The organism is Vibrio sp. GLN_1 (assembly GCF_043106015.1).
Classification (GTDB): domain Bacteria; phylum Pseudomonadota; class Gammaproteobacteria; order Enterobacterales; family Vibrionaceae; genus Vibrio; species Vibrio parahaemolyticus.
In genome coordinates, this window is sequence record NZ_JBICMD010000014.1 from 615,757 (window position 1) to 636,643 (window position 20,887).

Genomic DNA, 20,887 nt, shown 5'->3' on the forward strand with positions numbered 1-20,887 from the left:
GAGCTAGCTCCAAGGTCAAGGCGAATTTTGTTAAAAGAGAAAAATAACCACTTCGCTCAACCTCAGCCTTTTTCCGAAAAAAAGAAAGACGCCGCAGCGCCTTTCGAAGTAGTCACGTCGATGTCGTCATCAAACTGGATGTTTAAAGCATTCGTTCAACGTCATCCCAATAGCGCGCAGAACATCACGGCGAGTGATGATGCCAACAAGTTTTCCTCGGTCGTCAACTACTGGGTACATTTTTGGCTTACCGACTTTCATCATATCCGCCAATTCAATGACCGACATTTCTGGCGAGACGGACAACACATCTTCATGCATACACTCTTGCACAGTATGTGTATCTTGGCAGTGGTAGCTGGCTTTCACCAACTTATCTAACAAATCTTGTTCAGATAAGAACCCCACTACTTTTTCGTTTTCATCAATGACTGGACCACCAAGCGTCACGCTCTGCATCACTTTGTTCAAAGCGGCTGTGAGTGACATGTCTTTAGTGAAAGTCACCGCTTGCAACGTCATGTAATCTTTTACTTTTAATGAATGCATTCTTATCTCCTTAGCGGCATTTTATTGCGGCCTTAAGATAAGTGTCGTCTACTTTCTTGATTTTACTAAATGGAAATTAGCAATTTTGTTCATAGGCGCAGTCTATTGATCTCTATCAAAATTCATTTATCTACTGCTCTCAAGCTAAATCTTGTTGCATATTTATCCCAGTAAGAAAAATTTATCTGCAGAAGTAAACACCAACAAAAGCCAGAGACATGACGAGGAAACGTCTCAAATGTCGCACAGAAAATGCTCACTAATCCTAATTAGCTATGCAGCACATACAAAAAAGCCAGTCAGCAAAACTGACTGGCTTTCATCAAATCAAAAAGTGATTTAATTATGCATTTTCCATTGCTGCAACGATGTCACGCGCAACCGCCTCTGCGACTTTAATACCATCGATACCAGCAGAAAGAATACCACCAGCGTAACCTGCACCTTCACCCGCAGGGTAGAAGCCTTTTAAGTTTACACTTTGGAAATCTTTACCGCGCTTAATGCAAACTGGTGAAGAGGTACGAGTCTCAACGCCAGTCAGTAGGCCATCTTCAGATGCAAAACCTTTGATCTTACGATCGAAAGCTGGAATGGCTTCACGAATCGCTTCTACCGCAAATGGAGGCAGCGCTTTCGATAAGTCTGTGAGCTTAATGCCCGGCGTGAATGATGGCTCAACATCACCAAGTTGACTTGGATCGCGACCTTTCAGGAAGTCACCGGTTTTCTGTGCTGGCGCATCGTAGTTTTCGCCGCCTAGTTTGTAAGCGTTAGATTCAAGTTCACGTTGGAAACGGATACCTGCTAGAGGATCACCCGGGTAATCCACCTCAGGAGAGATACCCACAACAATCGCACTGTTTGCGTTACGCTCTGCACGAGAGTATTGGCTCATGCCGTTCGTCACTACGCGACCTTCTTCAGATGTCGCCGCAACAACAGTGCCGCCTGGACACATACAGAAGCTGTACACGGTACGACCATTTTTACAATGGTGAACCAGTTTATAATCCGCAGCACCAAGAATTGGGTGACCCGCATTTGGACCAAAACGCGCTTCGTCGATCATCGATTGCTTGTGCTCGATACGGAAGCCAACCGAGAATGGTTTCGCCTCCATGTACACACCGCGCTCGTGCAACATTTCAAATGTATCACGCGCACTGTGACCAACAGCCAATACCACGTGACGAGATTTGATCTCTTCACCGTTTGACAATGTCACGCCAGTGATTTGACCGTCTTCCATATGAAGATCATCAACACGAGTACTAAAGCGAATTTCACCACCTAACTCAATGATGGTCGCACGCATTTTCTCGATCATCGTTACCAGCTTAAAAGTACCGATGTGCGGTTTACTTACGTATAGAATTTCTTCTGGTGCGCCAGCCTCAACAAATTCAGTGATCACTTTGCGACCGTAGAAGTTTGGATCTTTCACTTGGCTGTACAGCTTACCGTCAGAGAACGTACCCGCACCGCCCTCACCAAACTGTACGTTTGATTCTGGGTTTAGCGTGCGTTTACGCCAGAAACCGAAAGTATCTTTAGTACGTTCACGTACTTCTTTACCACGTTCAACAATGATTGGGTTGAAACCCATTTGAGCCAACACCAAACCAGCAAACAGACCACATGGACCAAAACCGATGACGATTGGGCGCTCTGTTAGGTTCTCAGGTGCTTTCGCAACAAACTTGTATTCCATGTCTGGTGTTTGGCGAACGTGAGGATCGTTTGCGAACTTCGCTAGCAACGCGGTTTCATCGCCTTCAACGATGATGTCTAGCGTGTAAATAAGATGAATATTGGTTTTCTTACGAGCATCGTAGCCGCGTCTAAAGACGTTAAAAGAGATAACTTTCTCAGCAGGAATGCCAAGTTTTTTAGTGATCGCGTCTAATAGCGCGCCTTCCTCATGATCAAGAGGAAGCTTAATTTCATTAATACGAATCATATCGATGTCTCGTTATAGTAGGTGTCTTAGCCAAAAAACCTAACGGCCCCCAGCTCACAATGGCGCGCATTTTACGAGAAATTGAATTGTCTGTCATACTAAATCAAGGTTGGACGACGGATTTAACTTGGTGAATGTTGAATTTTGCCTTGGGATGAGTATTATCCCCCTTCTTTGATTTTGACTAACTTAAGAGCTGATTATCATGGCGTTTGTCGTAACCGATAACTGTATCCAATGTAAATACACCGACTGTGTCGCGGTGTGCCCGGCTGACGCCTTCCACGAAGGTCCAAACTTCATGGTAATCAACCCAATAGAATGTATCGACTGTGGCTTGTGTGTTGACGAGTGTGCCGCAGCGGCAATCTTCCAAGAAGACGAGCTGCCTGAAGATCAAATCATCTACAAAGAGCTCAACGCCGAACTCGCAGAAATCTGGCCGGTACAAACTGAAGTGAAACCAGCGATGGATGAAGCGGAAAAATGGAATGGCGTGCCAAACAAGTTGGATATGTTAGAAAAATAACCGCATTCAAAACGAAAAAAGCGTAATGAACCTCAGCTTGAAATCGCCTAGGCCGTTACGCTTTTTTTGTATCTAAAATTCGTTGATACGATTAGCTGTGCTGACGACGCATGTTGTCCAAAATGATGCCCGTCGCCATTGCTACGTTTAAAGATTCTGCGCCACCGAAAGCAGGAATCGTGATCTTATCTGTCACGAACTTGGACGCTTCTTCTCGCACACCATGTGACTCGCTGCCCATCAACAAAATACCTTCTGCTGAAAAATCAGTTTTATGCACGCTCTCACCTTCAAGGAAAGCACCATACACTGGCAAGTTTGCTTCAGCTAAGTAACTTGGCAAATCAACCAAACTCACTTGCACACGCCCAAAACTGCCCATTGTCGCGCTGATGGTTTTTGGGTTATACGGGTCTGCACAGTCAGTGCTCGCAATAATGTGCTTAATGCCATACCAGTCAGCTACACGGATAATCGTACCTAGGTTACCAGGGTCTGAAACACCATCCAGAGCAATCATCAAGCCCTTTGCCTGTGGTTCTTTTACGTTTGGAATCTCTACCACAGCAATGGCGGCGTTGTTGCTCACAAGCGTACTTGCTTTGGTTAGATCATCAAGCGACGCTTCAACGCACTCAAAACCACTCAGCTCTTGGCGGTGACTTTCCAAAAAGTCTGCCGTAGCAAAAATTTGCTTCACAACCAATGAGCTGCTCGCCAACTCTAATACGTTCTTTTCACCTTGAACAAGAAACAAACCATGCGCTTTACGCTGTTTCTTTTGGCCCAAAGCACGAAGCAGTTTTAGTTGGTTTTTTGAAATCATGACAATATCTCAGGTGGAAAGTGAATACTTGGCGAATTAAAACAAGCGTGATTATAAAGTAAAGTGCTCAAGGCAAAAAGAGATGTTAAAAACGAAAAAGCCCCGCTATATAAGCGGGGCTTTTAAAGGGTGGGACCCCAGCCACATCCCGGCACACAAGTCACACGCTGCGGCTGCTTCCTTCCGGACCTGACCGAGTTCACGAGCTATTGTTGCGAGAGGACCAGAGCCCCATAATTCTTTTATTTGAGGGCTTGCCTCAAATGATGTTGGGGATTATTCAGTATCGGCCTTCATAATGCAAGGGCAAAAACCGCTAAATCCACTATTCTTCATTCGTTTGGACAAAACTCGATCAATTCATCCATTTAAGACTGAACAAGATAGTTGCTAGAACCAGAATAATGACGAGAAGAATGTTTGCTGACGTACATGTCTTCATCCGCCAAATGCAGCGCTTGTTCCAAGCTCATGTGCTGCTTTCGTTTCTCAGAAACACCAACTGAAATCGTGACGGTTTTCAGCTCTGCGCACAATTTATCGGTAACATCCAATCGACTCAGTTCTTGAACGGCTCGCGAAAGCTCTATTTGTGTTGGGTATCCGAGCAAAATAAATTCGTCACCACCAATACGATAGCTTCGCCCAGACCACACTCGATGTATCTTCAGCGAAAGTAATTGCAGCACTTCATCACCCGCTAAATGACCGTAGGTATCGTTGATTTGTTTGAAGTGATTAATATCTAAATAAAGAATCGCCAAATCCTTATTCACCCCTTGGCGATACTTAACTTGCAAAGAGCGACGATTCCTCAACCCAGTTAAATTATCGGTGTTGGATTGACGATACAGATAGAGAGAAACACAAATTGCCAATACAAGTACGAATAGAAATACCGCTTGGGTTTGTGTTGCCAATCGCACCTCATACTCTAACGCCGTGCGCCAATCTGGACGCAAATCGTATTGAGCCACAATTTTGTCAACGCCCAACATCGCAATCGCGCGGCTAAAATATGGCGCTAACATTGCACCGCGTTCATTCGCGACGAGACCGATAGACAACTGCGAACTGTAAAACTCCCCTATCGCGGTATCTTGCTCGATGGGCACAAGCTCGCTCAAACGAAGGAAATGGTTGAGCATTGCCGTATCCATCGGGATGTAATCCACCTCCCCTTTAAGCAATGCTTCAATAAGATCGTGCTGCGTGTTAAAACGCTCAAGCTCTTTCAACGGTAAAAGCTGAGTCATCATTTGATCGAAGAAATCGTCTTTGACTACACCGATTCTTTCAGATATCAATTGTGACACATGGGAATAGGTGTTTGGCTTGTAACCCAATCGCTTGACCATCACTGAAGCTGGTGAATAGTGCGGTCTTGGAAAATAGCTGAATTCATGCCGTTCTCTGCTCACCGTTAATGGTGCCAAAATATCAAATTCACCTTTCATAAACTGGCGATACATCGACTCCCAACTTTCGTTAGGCTCACTGATGATCACACAGTTTAAATCCAGAATTTCACAGCTTTGTAGAACGATATCGGCTGTCATCCCTTGTACGGTGCCATCAGGGTTGTACACCACATAAGGAAAGATGGATTCCATTTTGATTCGAATTGGCTCATTTAAATCGACAGGCAGTAACTTGATCGCATCTCGCAGGGCTGAACGCCTCAACTCAAATTGATACAACGCGATTTGCTCACGAAGTTGCTTTTGTACCGCTTCACCATGAATAAACGAGGCAAAGGTATCCAACTCTTCTAAGTGGTGACCTTTTTTACTAATGATAGAAACAGGTTTGATGGAGATCTGATCGTTGAGCATTTTGGCATCAAACCCTTCCAACAACATTGGTTTGAGTTGGTTAATCGCATCAACCACGCCATCCACTAAACCAGCTTGTAGCAAACGTACGGCTTCGTTATGGCCTTTATAAGGAACTTGTTTTAACTCTGGATGATACTGTTTGATCAGTTCTGAGTAGATGGTGTTTTGAGGCACACCAACACGCGAAATATCATCTAATGTCGAGTCGCTCAGCCCATATAGGTATGTGTATTCAATGTTTGTTGGTCGGGAATAGCTGAAACGCTCGGCGCGAGTATCGGTATAGGTAATGTTGGCAGCAAAGTCCGCGTCTTCATTCGCGACTGCATCTAAAATGGCATCAAAACTCGCGTAGTTGATGTACTCAACACTCACACCAAATTCAGTGGATACCGCATCAAATAAAACGCGAGTGACAACATCATCCGCTTCCGTCGCGATTTTATAGTGAGGCTGTAATGAAGGTTCGGCCTTTACATGAAGGCTTGGCAACAGGCAAGCGAAAAGCAGCAGCGTTCGAGCAAGTGTGATCATGACAAACTTATCTAAAATTAACCACTTACAGTGTGGTTATTATTATGGAAAGTAGAATAATTATGAAATGATGAACATATACTAATTCACTTATTGTTTCACAATCAATTCAACACTCTGCCGCACGGGTCACTTTTTCCTCTGAACGCCTACAACTATTTTATAACTCCGCCTGCTCGTCACTACTACGCAAGATGTAGTCCGTCATCCAAGCAGTTCCCAACAAACAGATCCAGACCACAAATACAGGATTTGGTACATCCGTATTAGGGCTCACCACCAACGCTGCAAAACCGACGGTTGGTAGTGTCCAACAAAGCAACTTACTCCAGCGAATCGAGTCTTTTAATTTGGCGAGTGTTTCCATCGAAGCCAACATCCCAGTAATGCTCAACGCCACCAGCACCGCGTAATGAAGATCGGCAATCCAGAGAGGCAATAGTAAAAGCAAAGGCCACCAGCTGTGTTTTTCTGTGCGTTTCCAATGCGTTGCAGCCCACCACATGACCACAACAGACAACGTTTGAACCACGGTCACCCAAGCTGAACCATCAAGCTTACCGCCTTGTTGCGTGACCATCAGCCCTACTTGTAAGGTAATCACAATCAAACCGGTGGTAAGGAGAACGCCAAGAGAGCTGCGATGTGAGAACACCACCATAAGTAACGGGAATAGAATCAGCACGCCAACAGACAACGCAATGGGCTGCATCGAAAGCGTCGCACCAAACACCATCATAGCGCCGAGCAACACTAAGCCAGCAAGGCCACCTTGAGGCAACAGCCATAATGCCGGGATCATGAGCGCGAGTACTGGGATTTCGCCCTCACTCAAACTCATCGCTCGGGCACACACAACGGCAAGAAAAGTTGTGATGAAAAATTGAAGTGTTGAAAAAATCATAGCGCCTCCTGGCTTCCCCACCAACTTGGTAACTCAACGGCAAATAAAACTGGGTATCTAAAGTCGTTGAGTGGGTCTAGATTCAAGCTTAGCTTATCGTTAATTTGTATTTCGTGCGCTTGGTGCACCAATTTGTCTTTAGTTAAAAGGTCTTTAAAAAGGCATCTAACTCACTAGCAACAAATGTTAACCATGCACAAGAACTGTTAGCGAAATACAAGTCGTGTGTATTACCATTCCTTAGCAAGCCACAACGGACAGTTTCAGTATGGACCAATTTTTAGTGCAAATCTTTGCTGTAATTCACCAAATTCCAAAAGGAAAAGTATCGACCTACGGCGAAATTGCCAAAATGGCAGGCTATCCGGGATACGCCAGACACGTAGGAAAAGCTCTTGGGAATTTGCCAGAAGGTAGCAAATTGCCTTGGTTTCGAGTCATCAATAGCCAAGGAAAGATATCGCTGAAAGGCAGAGACTTAGACAGGCAAAAGCAGAAATTAGAAGCTGAAGGGGTCGAAGTTTCTGAGATAGGGAAAATCGCCCTCAGAAAATACAAATGGCAGCCTTAGGCTGCCATTTTTGTTCGCTATGTTTGGTATTAACGCGTACCAACTAGACGAATATCCAACTGGTGAGTTTGTGCTTCGTCTGTGATCACACCGTTATGCGTATCACTGATGAAACGCAATTTACCATCCACTTCAATACGCGCGCGCACGCTGTAAGTGTGATTCGGTTTAATTTCGTTGCTGTCGTAACTCAGCTCAAACGAAAGAGGAACTTGCTTACCTTCTGTTTCGAACGTTTGTTTTGCTAGAAGCTTAGATGGCGCATCAGCCAAAGACACATCTTCTAGTGTTACCGTAACCACAGCATTTGGTGGTAGAGCAATACGTTCACGGTAAGCCACTGTACCTGTAATTGTCTTCATTGACGCCTCAGCAGATTCCATTTCTGTTGTTTGAGAAGTTTGGCAACCCACTAACGCAGCGCCAAAAAGTAAAGAAGTAACAAGTAGTAGTGTTTTTTTCATATATTCCTCAAGAAGAGTATTAAATCGGGATAAGTATAGGGTTGGAATATAAAACTGTCTTGTTTCCTTTCGTTTATTTGACAATAGTTTGACTAAGTTAGAATTTTTCAAACAATTGATTTCGTTTCATAATTAGGACTAGCCGGACTTTTCCTGCAAAGCAGAAACGTTGTTACCATTCCTTTTGCCTTATTCGTAGGTTTAAGGATGAGACTACTATTAAGTCACTCAACAGTTCTAAACAAAGTCACTTCACAGATCATCAGATCTTGAGGTAACGTGAAGAAAAAACACATCGGTGAGGAGACACAATGAGTAAACCATTACGAGAATTGCTCAGCCTACTACAACTCGAAAAATTAGAAGAAGGCTTGTTTCGTGGACAAAGTGAAAACCTAGGTTTACCTCAAGTCTACGGCGGCCAAGTGATTGGACAAGCCCTCTCAGCGGCTCGTTACACAGTAGAAGAAACACGCACTGTGCACTCCTTCCATAGCTATTTTCTCTACCCTGGAGACCCTGAAAAGCCGATCATTTACGATGTGGAAAATTTAAGAGATGGACGTAGCTTTAGCACCAGACGCGTTAAAGCAGTGCAAAATGGACGACCTATTTTTTATCTAACGGCTTCTTATCACGGCGATCAACCGGGGTTCGATCACCAGAAAGCCATGCCAGATATTCCGGGGCCTGAAAACTTCGCCTCAGAGAGTGAACTCGCAAGTCATATTGCGGAGTTTCTGCCAGAGCGCTTGCGTAAAACATTCTGCGGAGAAAAACCTATTGAGACTCGCCCTGTCACGGTGATCAATCCTCTAAAACCCAAAAAAGCGGAGCCAAAACAGTACCTTTGGATTCGTGCTAACGGTGAGATGCCAGATAACCAACTGATTCATCAATACTTGCTGGCTTACGCGTCAGATTGGGGATTTTTGGTCACGGCGATGCATCCACATGAAGTGTCGTTAATGACGCCGAATTTCCAAGTTGCGACGATTGACCATTCAATCTGGTTCCATCGTCCCTTCAAGATGGATGAATGGCTTTTGTACGCAATAGAAAGCCCAACGGCGAGTAATACTCGAGGCTTAGTGCGTGGCGAAATTTATAACCAGCAAGGTCATTTGGTAGCGACTGCCGTACAAGAAGGAGTCATGCGCTACACGAAGTAACCCGTGCGTATAAGACGCAAAAAGGAGTGCTCAACACTCCTTTTTAGTGGGTATCAAACGATGATTAATTCGGTTGATACTTCATGGTTACCACTGACCACTCATAAAGTGATTTCGGATAGCCATACTTGCTTTTTCCGTACACCACATTTGGCTTGGCATAAAAACCGCCGTCATCACTCGCTAAGAACTCACGTTGACCGCGACGGTAGTACACGATAGGCGCTGCCAACTCATACTCAATGTTTTCTAGTTTAGAGTCGTCAATCACTAAAAAGCGAGTCATGCGAATCGTACTACCGTTCGAACAATAACCTGCAGCGTCATAATCAATCGCATCAAATGGTTTTAGATCATTAGAAAACAGATCCGCTGTACAGCCATCAAATCGAGCAACATGTACCCAGACTGCCTTTTGTTGGGTTCGGTCATCGCTACCCACTGGTTTTAACAAGAACAGCGCGACCTTACCTTTGCCAAATTTTTGCAGCTCATCATCCGTCGGTTCACGCACCGAACGCGACCCCATGATGCCAAACTCACTTTCTTCTAAATTGGAAAACTGCGGGGCACTGAGGGTACTTACGATGACGGTTTGTTCGCTATCAAGTTGTGTGTATTTATCTGCAACACCCGATTCCGCCAAATCGACATTAACCGTGACTCTTGTTCTTGGTAACGCTTTGTGATCTCGCGATTCACTCTCAGAAATATCCAACGCAATAGAATGATATTGAGAGTAATTAGTTAGCGTCAACTCAGCTTTCGCATTGTCTAACGTGGCAAGCTCTTCGCTCACGGTATCAGCAAATGAGTAAGTGCGAGTGCCTACCGTTTTACCAAAGTCCAAACTAATCGTCTTAAATGGCGTAAATTCCACAGTTTGAAGCTTCGTCGTAAGACCTGGATGATCCGCTTTATTAATGGTGCCGTTAACCAATACTGTTTTAGTTGTATAGTTACGTGCAGTTAACGTCACTTCCACTTGGTAGTCGCCAGCATGCAGCACTTTCAAACGACCAGAATCTGAAGATAACAACTCAACCACCGGCTCAGCTTGGTTAATCAGACGGTAGCTTGCTTTGGCTTCTCCCCCACTCATCACAGGTGTGATAACCGCACCAGCAGAAAAGTTCAGAGTTGGATAAGTAATAGAAACCGGGTTGCTACCTTGTTTAATCGTTACAGCAAAGCTACTTTCACCTGGAGTAAACTTATCGTTACCTGCGTCCGACACAATAACTCTGGTGCTGCCCGCATTCAGAATGCGCATATCACCCGTTTTGCGATCTAAGGAAACCACATCGGTTGCAGAATCCGTCGCAAATCGGTAGCTTACTTCGCCAACCGTACCGAGAATCGATGGTTTTTGGACATAAGGCTGGTTGATGTTCCACGTACCTTCTACTACGCCTGACTGGATAGCAATTCGGCTTGGCGCACTCAGAATGTTGAAGCGAACTTTTTGATCTGGACCGGCCGTGTAATTTGTACTCTCTTTCCTGCGAACCGTTAACGTCGTTTGACCCGCTTTGTAGACACGAATAAGACCGTCACCAATAACATCTGCAACACTTGGAGAAGTATTGTCAACGACTTCCAAATGATCATTGCTGGCCGTTAAACCAAAATCACGCTGCAAGTTAAAATCGTAGTCTTTACTGTATACCATTTCATAATCTTGCGTCGTCATCGCTTGGCCTTGCGCTTTCGCAACTTTGATCACAACGTTGAATTGAATTGGTTGGTAAAAGTCACCGCCATCATCTTCAAACTTAAGACGATATTCGCCCGCGGTATCCACTTCTAAGTTGCCATCCTTCATTCGAAGACCTTCCGGCAACCCACCAATCAGACTGACTTTGCCTTTCTGACCAGCAAACGTCATTGGAATAGCCAGTTTAGGCTGATAAGTGAGAGACATTTCCACGTCTTTCATTACCGGATGAGATGCGCGTTCGATTTCAATGTTGAAGCGGGTTTTACTTGCTGGATAATTACGCAAGTCGTATTCGTAGGCTTCAACTTCTGCGCTACCAACACCTTTGATCAACAACGCTTCACCATCCGTAGTTTTAGCGACAACATCTTCACCATTGATGATGCGATATCCATAGTCGCCGCGAGCGTGTGCAACTTGAGGGAAAATGCGTCCACCGTCTTCATACGTCTTAGCAATATTCGCAACACTGATGGCTTGACGTTGACCCTGTTTCACATCGACCACAAACTGAGCGACTTGCTGCTTGTTTAAGAAAGCATCGCTGTATGTTGCTGTCGCCTCGACGGTTATCTGACCAACGTTGTGGATCAAAAGCAAACCCGTTTCTGGGTTTAGTAACTCGGCAACCTCGTTGTCTGGTTCGCTGCGCAAAATTTTGTAAGTGATATTTTGCGTTTCAACTTTATCCAAACGTGAAGGCGCTAAGGTTAAACCGTCTCGATACTCATCTTCGATTAAGGCAAATTTAAGTTGCTCAGCACCTATCGCATACAATGTCACGGTTGCACGAACTTGCTTAGGTAGATATAAGTCGTTACCTGAATCGGAAATCAGTACAGAAGCCTGACCCGCAGAACCAAGTGAATAAACAACGCCGTTATCATCAACTTGAATGAGGCTCTGCCCGCTTTCGACTTGATAACTCAGTTTACCTTTCTGCCCGCGCACGGTCAGAGCTTTCCCGTCAGGATCGAGTGCTACTAGGCTTAAATCACTGGCAGAAAGATCATTGTTAAAACCTCGTTCAACCGTGACCGAAAACGTCGTTTCAGAAGATTCATACACAGAACTGGTATCTGTTGCACGAATTATCGCGGTGCCTGGACGCAGGATTTGAAATACACCCGAATCATTCACCCTCACCACATTCGGCGGATTTGAATCAATGACTTGGTAAGATACTGAGCCGCGAACGTTGCTCAGTAGTGTCTGAGTGATGGTTCCCACACCCTCAAACTGCAACGAGGCATCTTCAACAATCAGCTGTGGACGACTCTGCTTCGTGATAGAAGTTGGAGAGCTTGTATTGCTCGGCTTGGAGTCACCTCCTCCACCGCAACCAGCAAGTAAAGCAGCAAGAAAAATCAAATAATAATTTCTGTTCATTTTTAGTAATAATTTGTTATATCTCAAGGGGCGAGATAATAATACGATGTTTTATTAATCGCTATCCCTATTGTTGATGACTTTATTACTTAAGTATTTACTACTATATTAAGGGTAAAAATAAATTCTGATAAATGGCGAGAAAATTACCCGAAAAAACGCGAAGCAAACGTTTAAATTAATGTAATTAATTAATTTAGAAAGAGTGAATATTCAACAAAATAAAACAGGAAAAATAATGAAGAAAAATTGCGTTAATTTTTGGCGGGCTATGCTGTATGGACATTAACAGATTAGAAAAACATAATTATCTAATACACAAATAAAAGCAAGAACGAATCTCGTTTATATTTAATAAAAGAGATTTGTATTTTAAAACTGGAATAATGTCACTCTTACATTCCATTTTAATGTCTCGTCAGTAACAACTATTATTCCAGTAACTGTAAACTTAGATTAACTTCGAATTGGCAACTCAGTGGTATATTTAATCGACTCCATTGCAAATGTTGAAGTCACGTTAGATAGCCCTTTTACACTATTCACTAAGCGCTTATAAAATTCGTCAAAGCACTTCATATCTTTCACCAGCACTTTCATCATGTAGTCATACTCGCCGGCCATACGATAAAACTCCATCACCTCAGGGAAATCACTCACTGTTGTGACAAAATGGTGATACCAATCTTCGGAGTGATCGATGGTTTTTAGCTGAACAAAAGCGATAAAAGACAAGTCGAGTTTTTCTGCGCTCAGTAACGCGACGCGCTTTTCAATGTAGCCTTCCTCTTCCAACCTTTTTAAACGCTTCCAACATGGCGTTGTTGTCAGATTGACTCGCTCTGCTAAGTCATTTAATGACAAGGTGCTGTCGGTTTGTAGCAAAGCAAGCAGTTGTTTATCGACCCGATCTAATTTCATTTCTATAAAAACCATAAAATGTAGAAAATTTTTCCACCCTAATACTTATCAAGAGCAACTATAGCAAAGTTTTTCTCTCACCTTATAGGTAAATTATCCCTATCTAATGCTTATCTATCGATTTCCAAGGAGAGACGCTATGTGTACTGACCACGACTGGATCAACAATGCAGTGCGTAAAATTGAAGCGGATTTTCAACGCTCTGCTGATACTCATTTATTTAAACTCGAACTGCCTTCTCTTGATGGTATCGATATCTACCTAAAAGATGAGAGCACTCATCCAACAGGCTCTCTCAAACACCGGTTGGCACGTTCGTTGTTTCTTTATGCGATTTGTAATGGGTGGATTGGTCCTGAAACCACAGTAATTGAAGCATCCTCAGGCAGCACTGCCGTTTCAGAAGCGTATTTTGCTCGCTTACTTGGCTTACCTTTCATTGCCGTTATGCCAAAAACCACCGCGCGTAAAAAGATTGAACAAATTGAGTTTTACGGTGGCAAAGCACACCTCGTTGAACGCTCAGATCAGATTTATGACGAGTCTCGACGTTTGGCTCAAGAGTTAAATGGCCACTACATGGATCAGTTTACTTATGCTGAACGTGCAACTGACTGGCGCGGCAACAACAACATCGCGAACTCGATCTTCAGCCAAATGCAGTTAGAAGATCACCCAATTCCGAGTTGGGTAGTGATGAGTCCAGGAACTGGTGGCACATCAGCAACCATTGGCCGCTTTATTCGTTACCAAAAATACGACACCAAACTGTGTGTAGTAGACCCTGAAAACTCAGTGTTTTACGATGCCTTCCAATCCGGCAACAATGAGTTAAAAGGCAATACTGGCAGCAAAATTGAAGGCATCGGCCGACCACGTGTTGAGCCAAGCTTTATCGCCGGTGTGGTTGATGAGATGCGAAAAATTCCTGATGCGGCAAGTATCGCGACCGCGCATTGGGTTTCTCAGCTGATTGGACGTAAAGTCGGTGCATCTACGGGGACGAACCTCTACGGTGTACTTCAACTGGCCTGCGAAATGAAACAACGCGGTGAAACAGGCTCTATCGTGACACTTCTATGTGACTCTGGTGAGCGTTACTTAGATACGTATTACGACTCAACATGGGTAAAAGAGAACATCGGTGATATTCAACCTTACCTCGCGCAACTTGAAGTCATTCAAGCGAAAGGCTGTGTTGAGCCGGCATGTTGCGGTCCAATTACCGCTTAAGATGTAAATTCGAATGTAAAAAAACAGCCCGCTTATGTGCGGGCTGTTTTTTATTGATTGGGATTACTTTTTCTGACGCGCTTCAAACGCGGCCAATTGTTCTGGCGTTGCTGCTGGTTGATGGTTTTGTTTCCACTCATCATAAGTCATGCCGTAAACACGTTCGCGAGCGTCATCAATATCTAAATCCAAACCGAGATTTTCAGCCTCTGCTTTGTACCATTTGCTAAAGCAGTTACGACAGAAGCCCGCAAGGATCATCAGGTCGATGTTTTGCACATCTTTGTTTGCATCTAAATGCGCCAATAAACGACGAAATGTCGCTGCGTCTAACTTGTCTTGTTCTTCTTGAGTCAGATTTTTATATTTGAATTCAGCCACTTTACTTTCCTTCTCTCTTATTTGATTGGCTTTCGTCACCATATCCAGTTAGTCCACTTTCATAAGTAGGAAGTATGCTTTAGCGCAACAATTCCCATTCGAAAATCACTACCTTTGAACAAAAACTGATATGATAAGCGCCATCTATCTTATTGATTAAATTAATATTAACACAAATCATTACAACGGTCTTTTACAAAGGTTATCGTCAAGTTATGAAAAACGCCATCCTATTATTGTCTGCCTTGACCATCAGTGTGCCGACTTTTGCTGCTCAAGAACAAACTCATCAATCTTATTTTTATCTAGGTACTGGTAACGTTGGTTTCGATACGCCATATTTTGGATCAGACAGAGACAATGAGTGGTCCACACCGCATATCACTGTTGGCTGGGGCTATCATGTTAATCAATACCTTGCGTTTGAAGGTGTACTTCGTTACTCCCAAAACGAGCTTAAGAACGACACGCTAAAAACAGATTTGGATTTGCACTATTACCAAGCGGGCATGTCAGCGGTATTAACCAGTGACAACCTAGGCGACACACCACTCTCTTTGTTTGGCCGCGTGACCGCTTTGGGGACTCAAGCAGAAATGTATGTTCCAAATGCCCAGAAAGTGACTGACGACTCTGGCGCTCTGTTTAACGTGGGAGCTGGAGTTCATTGGGATATGAGTAAAGATATCTGGTTACGCGCAGAGTACATCTACAATGTCGCAGATATGGGTTTTGAAGACTTTTACGACAGCTATGAAGGTCTACAAATCAGCTTAGGAAAACGCTTCTAGCGCGACGTTGAACTCAGAATTTGAAGTTAAATGTAAAGAAGCCGAGGCAAATGCCTCGGCTTCTTTTATCAATCTAAAAAGTAGCTTTGCTTATTGAGCGGAAAATTTTTCTGCGGTCTCTTTGTTTACATGACTGCTAGGTTGAACAGTATCAAGTGACGCTAAAATACCATCTTGATGACCTTTTAGCGCATTCGTAAACGTTGGAAGTGCAGTGGTGACTAACAACGCCATAATACCCGCAACCAGAACCATTTCTACCATGTAACTACCACGAACTTTTTTCAAGGGAACACCTCAATAATCATAGGTATAGCCACCTTCCTGGCTTTATACCTAGCAAGACTCGACATTCAGTCATAAACGATGAGCGAGTCCTGTGCCCCTCGAAGAAGTGGCGAAATAATAACCACAATTAATGGTTAGATCTACAAATAATCACTAGAAATATAAAAAACGCCAAACAAAAAATGGTTCGGCGTTTTTAATCAAAGCGTTACATGCTGTCGTTAAGGATGCACTGTGCGGCCTTTTGAATCGTGGCTGAGCGCTTTGTTCAGTTCTGCTTCTACATGACCTGGAGCTTGTGTTTTCGCAGAAATCAGTCGGTACATCGCAGGGATAACAAACAAGGTCACCAATGTAGCAAATCCCATCCCGAAAAAGATAACCGTACCCACAGCAATACGGCTCTCATAACCAGCACCTGTTGATACGATCAACGGGATTGCACCTGCAAGTGTGGTAAACGCAGTCATCAAAATTGGGCGTAGACGTCGCGCGGCGGCATCAATGATCGCTTTTTCAAACTCAACACCACGGTCACGTAGCTGGTTGGCAAATTCTACGATCAAAATGCCGTTTTTCGTTACCATACCGATCAACATGATCATGCCAATCTGGCTGTAAATGTTCATCCCTTGCCCCATCACGACCAAACCAAGGAAACCACCAAACACACCCATTGGTACAGTGAACATCACTACTAGCGGGTTCACGAAGCTTTCAAACTGAGCCGCCAACACGAGATACGCCACCAGCAATGCCAGTGCAAACACAACTGCGACACTCGCTTGGTTCTCTTTAAAGTCTTTCGACTCACCCGAATAACTCACAGAAATGTCACCCGGCAAGTTGTCGATAGCTTGCTGATCGAGGTAATTCAGCGCTTCACCCAATGTATAACCTTCGGAAAGATTTGCAGTAATGGTGATGGACTTCTGTTTGTTGTAGTGAGACAAACGGATAGATGCTGCCACTTCTTCTATTTTTGTGACCGTGTCTAATGTCACTAGCTCGCCGCTGTTGGTACGCAGATAAATCTGACTCAAATCGGCAGCATTATTGAAGCTATTTTCATCACCGCGAAGGTAAACATCATATTCTTCGCCACGCTCAACATAAGTCGTTTCGCTTTTACCACCGAGCATGATTTCTAATGTGTCAGAAATGTCTTTTACGCTCACACCGAGTTCAGCCGCGCGTTGTTTGTCGACCGTAACTAACAGCTCTGGCGTTTTCTCGGAGTAGTCTATCTCAGCGCCTTCCATCATGGGTGATTCTTCGGCTTTGTTCTTCAACAGTTCAGCCCAGACGAGAAGCTCATCATAATCAGAACCGCCTAATACGAACTGAACTGGCTCACTCGAACCACCTTGGAAACCAGGCATAAATGGGAACACTCGAACATCAGGGATACCCGCCAATGCACCACGTACTTTGTTGAGCGCTTCCTGAGCCGTTACATCACGTTCATTCCAATCTTCTAGAATCATGATCACAAAGCCAGTTTGGTCACCTGCCTGACCACCAAACGCTGGCGTTTGGATGCTGAATGACTTCAGATAGCCTTGCCCTAGCAATGGCATCAATCGGTCTTCGACAATATCCATATTGGCTGACATTCGGTTGTACGACGTAGCATCTGCACCGCGCACAAACGCAAAAATCACACCGCGATCTTCTTGTGGCGTCAATTGAGCTGGTACTTGATTCATTAGGAAATAACTGCCGCCCATACAAGCCAGAATCACCAAAGGCGCAGCCAAACGAGCTTTCAATGCTCCTTTCAATAATGAGCGGTAGCCATTCTCCAGCTTGCTAAACAGACGATCGACCACTTCGTTGAATCGATTTGGTTTTACATTTGCCTTTAGGATCTGGCTGCCCAACACAGGTGTAAGTGTCAGTGCAATCAAAGAGGAGAAAATTACCGACATAGCCAGCAATACAGAAAACTCTGTAAATAGCAGCCCTACCATGCCATCCATAAAGGAAATTGGCAGAAACACCATCACCAGCACCAACGTTGTCGCGATAACCGCAAAACCAACCTCTCGAGTGCCTTTGTACGCGGCAAGCAGAGGCGATTCACCACGTTCAATATGGTGGAAGATGTTTTCAACAACCACAATCGCGTCATCCACTACTAAACCAATAGACAGGATCAACGCCATCAAAGTGATCAAGTTGATAGAAAAGCCAAAGTAGTACGCGGCAATGAACGAAGAGATCAGAGAAACGGGCACCGTAACCGCTGGGATTAGAGTCGCACGGGCTTGTCCGATGAAAATATACAACACCAAGATCACCAAGCCACCTGTAATAAACAGCGTGCTGTACACCTCTTCGATTGAACGCTCGATAAATACTGTCGCGTCGTAATCAATCGCTAGACGTGTTCCTTCTGGTAAGAACTTCTGAATGTTATCGACTTCAGAACGAACCAGCTTCGCCACTTCTAGCGGGTTTGCGTCTGATTGCGGTACCACACCAAGACTGATGTTTACAACACCGTCACTTTTGAAGGTCGAGTTTTCATTTTCTGCACCAATAAAGACATCCGCCACATCTTTTAAGTAGATAGGCGTGTTGTCGCTTGCACGTTTAATGACAAGATATTGGAAGTCCTCAGGCGTGTTATAAGTACGAGCCGTACGTACCGACATCACCGTCGAGTCGTTGCGAACTTCACCACCCGGGCTTTCTAGGTTCTCACTTCGTAAAGCTGATGTAATATCCGATGCCGTGACCGCACGACCAGCCATAAGCTCTGGTTTGAGTTTCACGTACATGACTTTGTACAAACCGCCAGAGAGATCGATAGAACTCACACCCGTGATCAAACTGAAACGATCCATCAGAACACGCTCGGCATAATCCGTCAGCTGTGTGCGGTCCATTTCAGAAGAACTTAGATTGATGTAAAGGGACGCTTCACCCGAACCATTGTTCTTGTAAACAATTGGGTCATCTGCTTCATCAGGTAACGAGCGCTGAGCACGAGCAACGGCGTCACGCACATCACTCACCCCAGTATTCAGATCGTAACCTAACTCAAAGGTGATCGTGATGCGTGACATGCTGTTACGAGTGGTGGAACTGATTTCATCAATGCCACTGATCCCAGAAAGCTGATCTTCCAATACGGAGGTGATTTGGCTTTCAATAATGGTCGCCGACGCGCCTTCATAACGCGTGCTGATAGAAACGACTGGGCTCTCAATATCAGGCATTTCACGAACAGCTAATTTGGTGAATGACACAAAGCCAAACACACACAACAGCATACTCAGAACTAACGCCGCGACAGGGCGTTTAACTGAAACGTCGGAAAGTAACATTAGTTTTCTTCCTCAACCGATTCACTGTCATTGCGTGTCACATCCGTGGTGTTCGCTTTGAGTGGCGCGACAATTTCTTTCACTTCAACGCCATCACGCATGTTAACAATACCTTGAACAACGATCTTGTCACCAATCCCAACGCCAGATTCAATCACTACTTCGTTGTCGACACGCGCACCCAGCAACACTTCTTGGCGAGTCGCTTTGTTGTTTTCATCAATTACATATACAAAGCGTTTAGTGCCTGAGTATTCAAGTGCTTGAACAGGAATGATCGGCGCTTTAATAGCAGGAAATGCCAGTGAAGCGTTCATCAACATGCCCGGTTTCAATTGGTTTTCTGGGTTATCAAACTCAATGCGCACGCGCAAATTCAATGTCTCTGCACTGATTCTGGTATCAATACCAGTCACTTTCCCAGAAAAACGTTGTTCACCCCAAGCACTGGTCTTCGCGGCAACTTCCATTCCAACTGACAACATCGACAAATAACGTTCTGGAATTTGTAAATCCAACTCCATGACCGACAGATCGTCTAATGTCAGAAGCTCAGTTCCTGCGCTAACCATTTTCCCGCGGCTGAAATCGATAAATCCAACCGTTCCAGAAAAGGGCGCGGTGATATGCAGATCGGCGAGATTCGCTTTCGCAGCATCAAGTCGAGCCTGAGCAATCTCCACGCTTGCTTTTTGTGCATCAATTTCGGTTTGAGTAATTGCGTTTCGTTTAACTAAACGCTGAAATTCTTTTAACTTACGTTCTTCATCTTTTAAGTAAGCTTTTGCCTCAACCAGCGCTGCTTGCGCTTTATCATCATCCAATTGAATTAACAGTTGGTTTTGTTGCACGTTCTGATTTGCTTTTACCGCAATTTGTTTGACCTTACCTGCAACTTCTGAAGCGACAACCACAGACTCTGCCGCCTTCAATTTGCCGATAAGGGATAAAGATTGATTAATTTCGTGCGTTTCTACTTGCTCAGTCACAACCGTGACCGCAGACGGACCTCGCTTTGCTGCAAAAGCGCTAGGGGAAGCCATCAATATAGAAAGCGTTAAAACAGATAAGGATAAAGTGGCTTTCATGCTCATGATCTTGACTACTAAACGAATAAACTTATGTCATTAAACTGCTTACAGTTTATCAATAGATACGTCTTTTAACGTCAAGTAGTGTAAATTCCAGTAAAAAGTGTATTTTCGTTCTGTATAAAGGACATACAAAACGCTGACTTTCTACCATCTTTGCCCAAAAAGGCAGCATTCAACGTAAAAACGCTAGAAAAACGCTTTACAGCCGGAGCGAGTTTGCTATGATGCGCTCCGCACTTGAGAGATGCGTTGGGAAAACATTTTTCAAGTATAAAACACCCTGGAGGGGTTCCCGAGTGGCCAAAGGGAGCAGACTGTAAATCTGCCGGCTCCGCCTTCGATGGTTCGAATCCGTCCCCCTCCACCATATTCTTTCTTGTGATT

At 44.3% G+C, this 20,887-nt stretch carries 17 protein-coding genes, 1 tRNA gene and 1 other RNA gene; 6 read left to right on the forward strand and 13 right to left on the reverse strand.

The window, feature by feature from the left end; genetic code table 11:
• Positions 1 to 129 precede the first annotated feature (129 nt).
• The gene (locus tag ACF8OV_RS07660; protein WP_005461138.1) at positions 130 to 549 is read right to left on the reverse strand and encodes a CBS domain-containing protein; all 420 of its coding nucleotides are present in this window, start codon (positions 547 to 549) and stop codon (positions 130 to 132) included.
• 343 nt (positions 550 to 892) lie between these two features.
• Positions 893 to 2,512, reverse strand: a complete 1,620-nt coding sequence (locus ACF8OV_RS07665) for an NAD(P)/FAD-dependent oxidoreductase (RefSeq protein WP_203502923.1) — start codon at positions 2,510 to 2,512, stop codon at positions 893 to 895.
• Positions 2,513 to 2,717: 205 nt separating this feature from the next.
• On the opposite strand from ACF8OV_RS07665, the gene fdxA reads away from it, so the two are divergent.
• Positions 2,718 to 3,041: a ferredoxin FdxA gene (gene fdxA / locus ACF8OV_RS07670; protein ID WP_005495940.1), complete on the forward strand. Its 324-nt coding sequence runs from the start codon at positions 2,718 to 2,720 to the stop codon at positions 3,039 to 3,041.
• A gap of 91 nt (positions 3,042 to 3,132) precedes the next feature.
• Here the strand turns inward: fdxA and ACF8OV_RS07675 are convergent, their stop codons facing one another.
• The 4 genes from ACF8OV_RS07675 to ACF8OV_RS07690 all read right to left on the reverse strand — a co-directional run bounded on the left by ACF8OV_RS07675 (position 3,133) and on the right by ACF8OV_RS07690 (position 7,143).
• Positions 3,133 to 3,867: an RNA methyltransferase gene (locus ACF8OV_RS07675; RefSeq protein WP_005495942.1), complete on the reverse strand. Its 735-nt coding sequence runs from the start codon at positions 3,865 to 3,867 to the stop codon at positions 3,133 to 3,135.
• A 132-nt stretch (positions 3,868 to 3,999) separates the two neighbouring features.
• Positions 4,000 to 4,096: signal recognition particle sRNA small type (gene ffs, locus ACF8OV_RS07680), an RNA gene on the reverse strand.
• Between the two features lie 139 nt (positions 4,097 to 4,235).
• Complete coding sequence (locus ACF8OV_RS07685; RefSeq protein ID WP_203502926.1) at positions 4,236 to 6,239, reverse strand: GGDEF domain-containing protein; 2,004 nt, start codon at positions 6,237 to 6,239, stop codon at positions 4,236 to 4,238.
• Positions 6,240 to 6,399: 160 nt separating this feature from the next.
• A complete protein-coding gene (locus tag ACF8OV_RS07690; protein WP_029826720.1) occupies positions 6,400 to 7,143 on the reverse strand; it encodes a hypothetical protein in 744 nt (247 codons plus the stop codon).
• Positions 7,144 to 7,411: 268 nt separating this feature from the next.
• On the opposite strand from ACF8OV_RS07690, the gene ACF8OV_RS07695 reads away from it, so the two are divergent.
• The gene (locus tag ACF8OV_RS07695; RefSeq protein ID WP_005481834.1) at positions 7,412 to 7,714 is read left to right on the forward strand and encodes a DNA base-flipping protein; all 303 of its coding nucleotides are present in this window, start codon (positions 7,412 to 7,414) and stop codon (positions 7,712 to 7,714) included.
• Positions 7,715 to 7,743: 29 nt separating this feature from the next.
• Here ACF8OV_RS07695 and ACF8OV_RS07700 read toward each other — a convergent pair whose 3' ends face one another.
• A complete protein-coding gene (locus ACF8OV_RS07700; protein WP_005461146.1) occupies positions 7,744 to 8,178 on the reverse strand; it encodes a YbaY family lipoprotein in 435 nt (144 codons plus the stop codon).
• 311 nt (positions 8,179 to 8,489) lie between these two features.
• On the opposite strand from ACF8OV_RS07700, the gene tesB reads away from it, so the two are divergent.
• Positions 8,490 to 9,350: an acyl-CoA thioesterase II gene (gene tesB / locus ACF8OV_RS07705; RefSeq protein WP_005461165.1), complete on the forward strand. Its 861-nt coding sequence runs from the start codon at positions 8,490 to 8,492 to the stop codon at positions 9,348 to 9,350.
• 64 nt (positions 9,351 to 9,414) lie between these two features.
• Here tesB and ACF8OV_RS07710 read toward each other — a convergent pair whose 3' ends face one another.
• Together ACF8OV_RS07710 and ACF8OV_RS07715 are read right to left on the reverse strand one after the other, a co-directional pair.
• Positions 9,415 to 12,459, reverse strand: coding sequence for a cadherin repeat domain-containing protein (locus ACF8OV_RS07710; RefSeq protein ID WP_203502929.1), 3,045 nt, complete (start codon positions 12,457 to 12,459; stop codon positions 9,415 to 9,417).
• A 456-nt stretch (positions 12,460 to 12,915) separates the two neighbouring features.
• Positions 12,916 to 13,380: an Lrp/AsnC family transcriptional regulator gene (locus ACF8OV_RS07715; RefSeq protein ID WP_005481879.1), complete on the reverse strand. Its 465-nt coding sequence runs from the start codon at positions 13,378 to 13,380 to the stop codon at positions 12,916 to 12,918.
• Between the two features lie 139 nt (positions 13,381 to 13,519).
• On the opposite strand from ACF8OV_RS07715, the gene ACF8OV_RS07720 reads away from it, so the two are divergent.
• Positions 13,520 to 14,614, forward strand: coding sequence for a PLP-dependent cysteine synthase family protein (locus tag ACF8OV_RS07720; protein ID WP_140113320.1), 1,095 nt, complete (start codon positions 13,520 to 13,522; stop codon positions 14,612 to 14,614).
• Between the two features lie 63 nt (positions 14,615 to 14,677).
• On the opposite strand, the gene ACF8OV_RS07725 is transcribed toward ACF8OV_RS07720, so the two are convergent.
• Positions 14,678 to 14,995 carry a DUF1244 domain-containing protein gene (locus ACF8OV_RS07725; RefSeq protein WP_021449582.1) on the reverse strand — a complete coding sequence of 106 codons (318 nt, stop codon included), beginning with the start codon at positions 14,993 to 14,995 and terminating at the stop codon, positions 14,678 to 14,680.
• A gap of 215 nt (positions 14,996 to 15,210) precedes the next feature.
• Between ACF8OV_RS07725 and ACF8OV_RS07730 the strand changes: the two genes are divergently transcribed.
• Positions 15,211 to 15,786: a porin family protein gene (locus ACF8OV_RS07730; protein ID WP_005495951.1), complete on the forward strand. Its 576-nt coding sequence runs from the start codon at positions 15,211 to 15,213 to the stop codon at positions 15,784 to 15,786.
• 90 nt (positions 15,787 to 15,876) lie between these two features.
• On the opposite strand, the gene ACF8OV_RS07735 is transcribed toward ACF8OV_RS07730, so the two are convergent.
• From ACF8OV_RS07735 to vmeE, 3 genes are all read right to left on the reverse strand, one after another.
• Positions 15,877 to 16,074 (reverse strand): type II secretion system protein, encoded by a 198-nt coding sequence (locus ACF8OV_RS07735; protein WP_005461161.1) that lies wholly within the window; start codon positions 16,072 to 16,074, stop codon positions 15,877 to 15,879.
• Between the two features lie 221 nt (positions 16,075 to 16,295).
• The gene (gene vmeF / locus ACF8OV_RS07740; protein ID WP_005481813.1) at positions 16,296 to 19,409 is read right to left on the reverse strand and encodes a multidrug efflux RND transporter permease subunit VmeF; all 3,114 of its coding nucleotides are present in this window, start codon (positions 19,407 to 19,409) and stop codon (positions 16,296 to 16,298) included.
• Complete coding sequence (vmeE, locus tag ACF8OV_RS07745; RefSeq protein WP_274055785.1) at positions 19,409 to 20,503, reverse strand: multidrug efflux RND transporter periplasmic adaptor subunit VmeE; 1,095 nt, start codon at positions 20,501 to 20,503, stop codon at positions 19,409 to 19,411. The genes vmeF and vmeE overlap by 1 nt, the downstream gene beginning before the upstream one ends.
• 282 nt (positions 20,504 to 20,785) lie before the next feature.
• On the opposite strand from vmeE, the gene ACF8OV_RS07750 reads away from it, so the two are divergent.
• Positions 20,786 to 20,870: transfer RNA gene (locus tag ACF8OV_RS07750), tRNA-Tyr, on the forward strand.
• Positions 20,871 to 20,887: the final 17 nt, after the last annotated feature.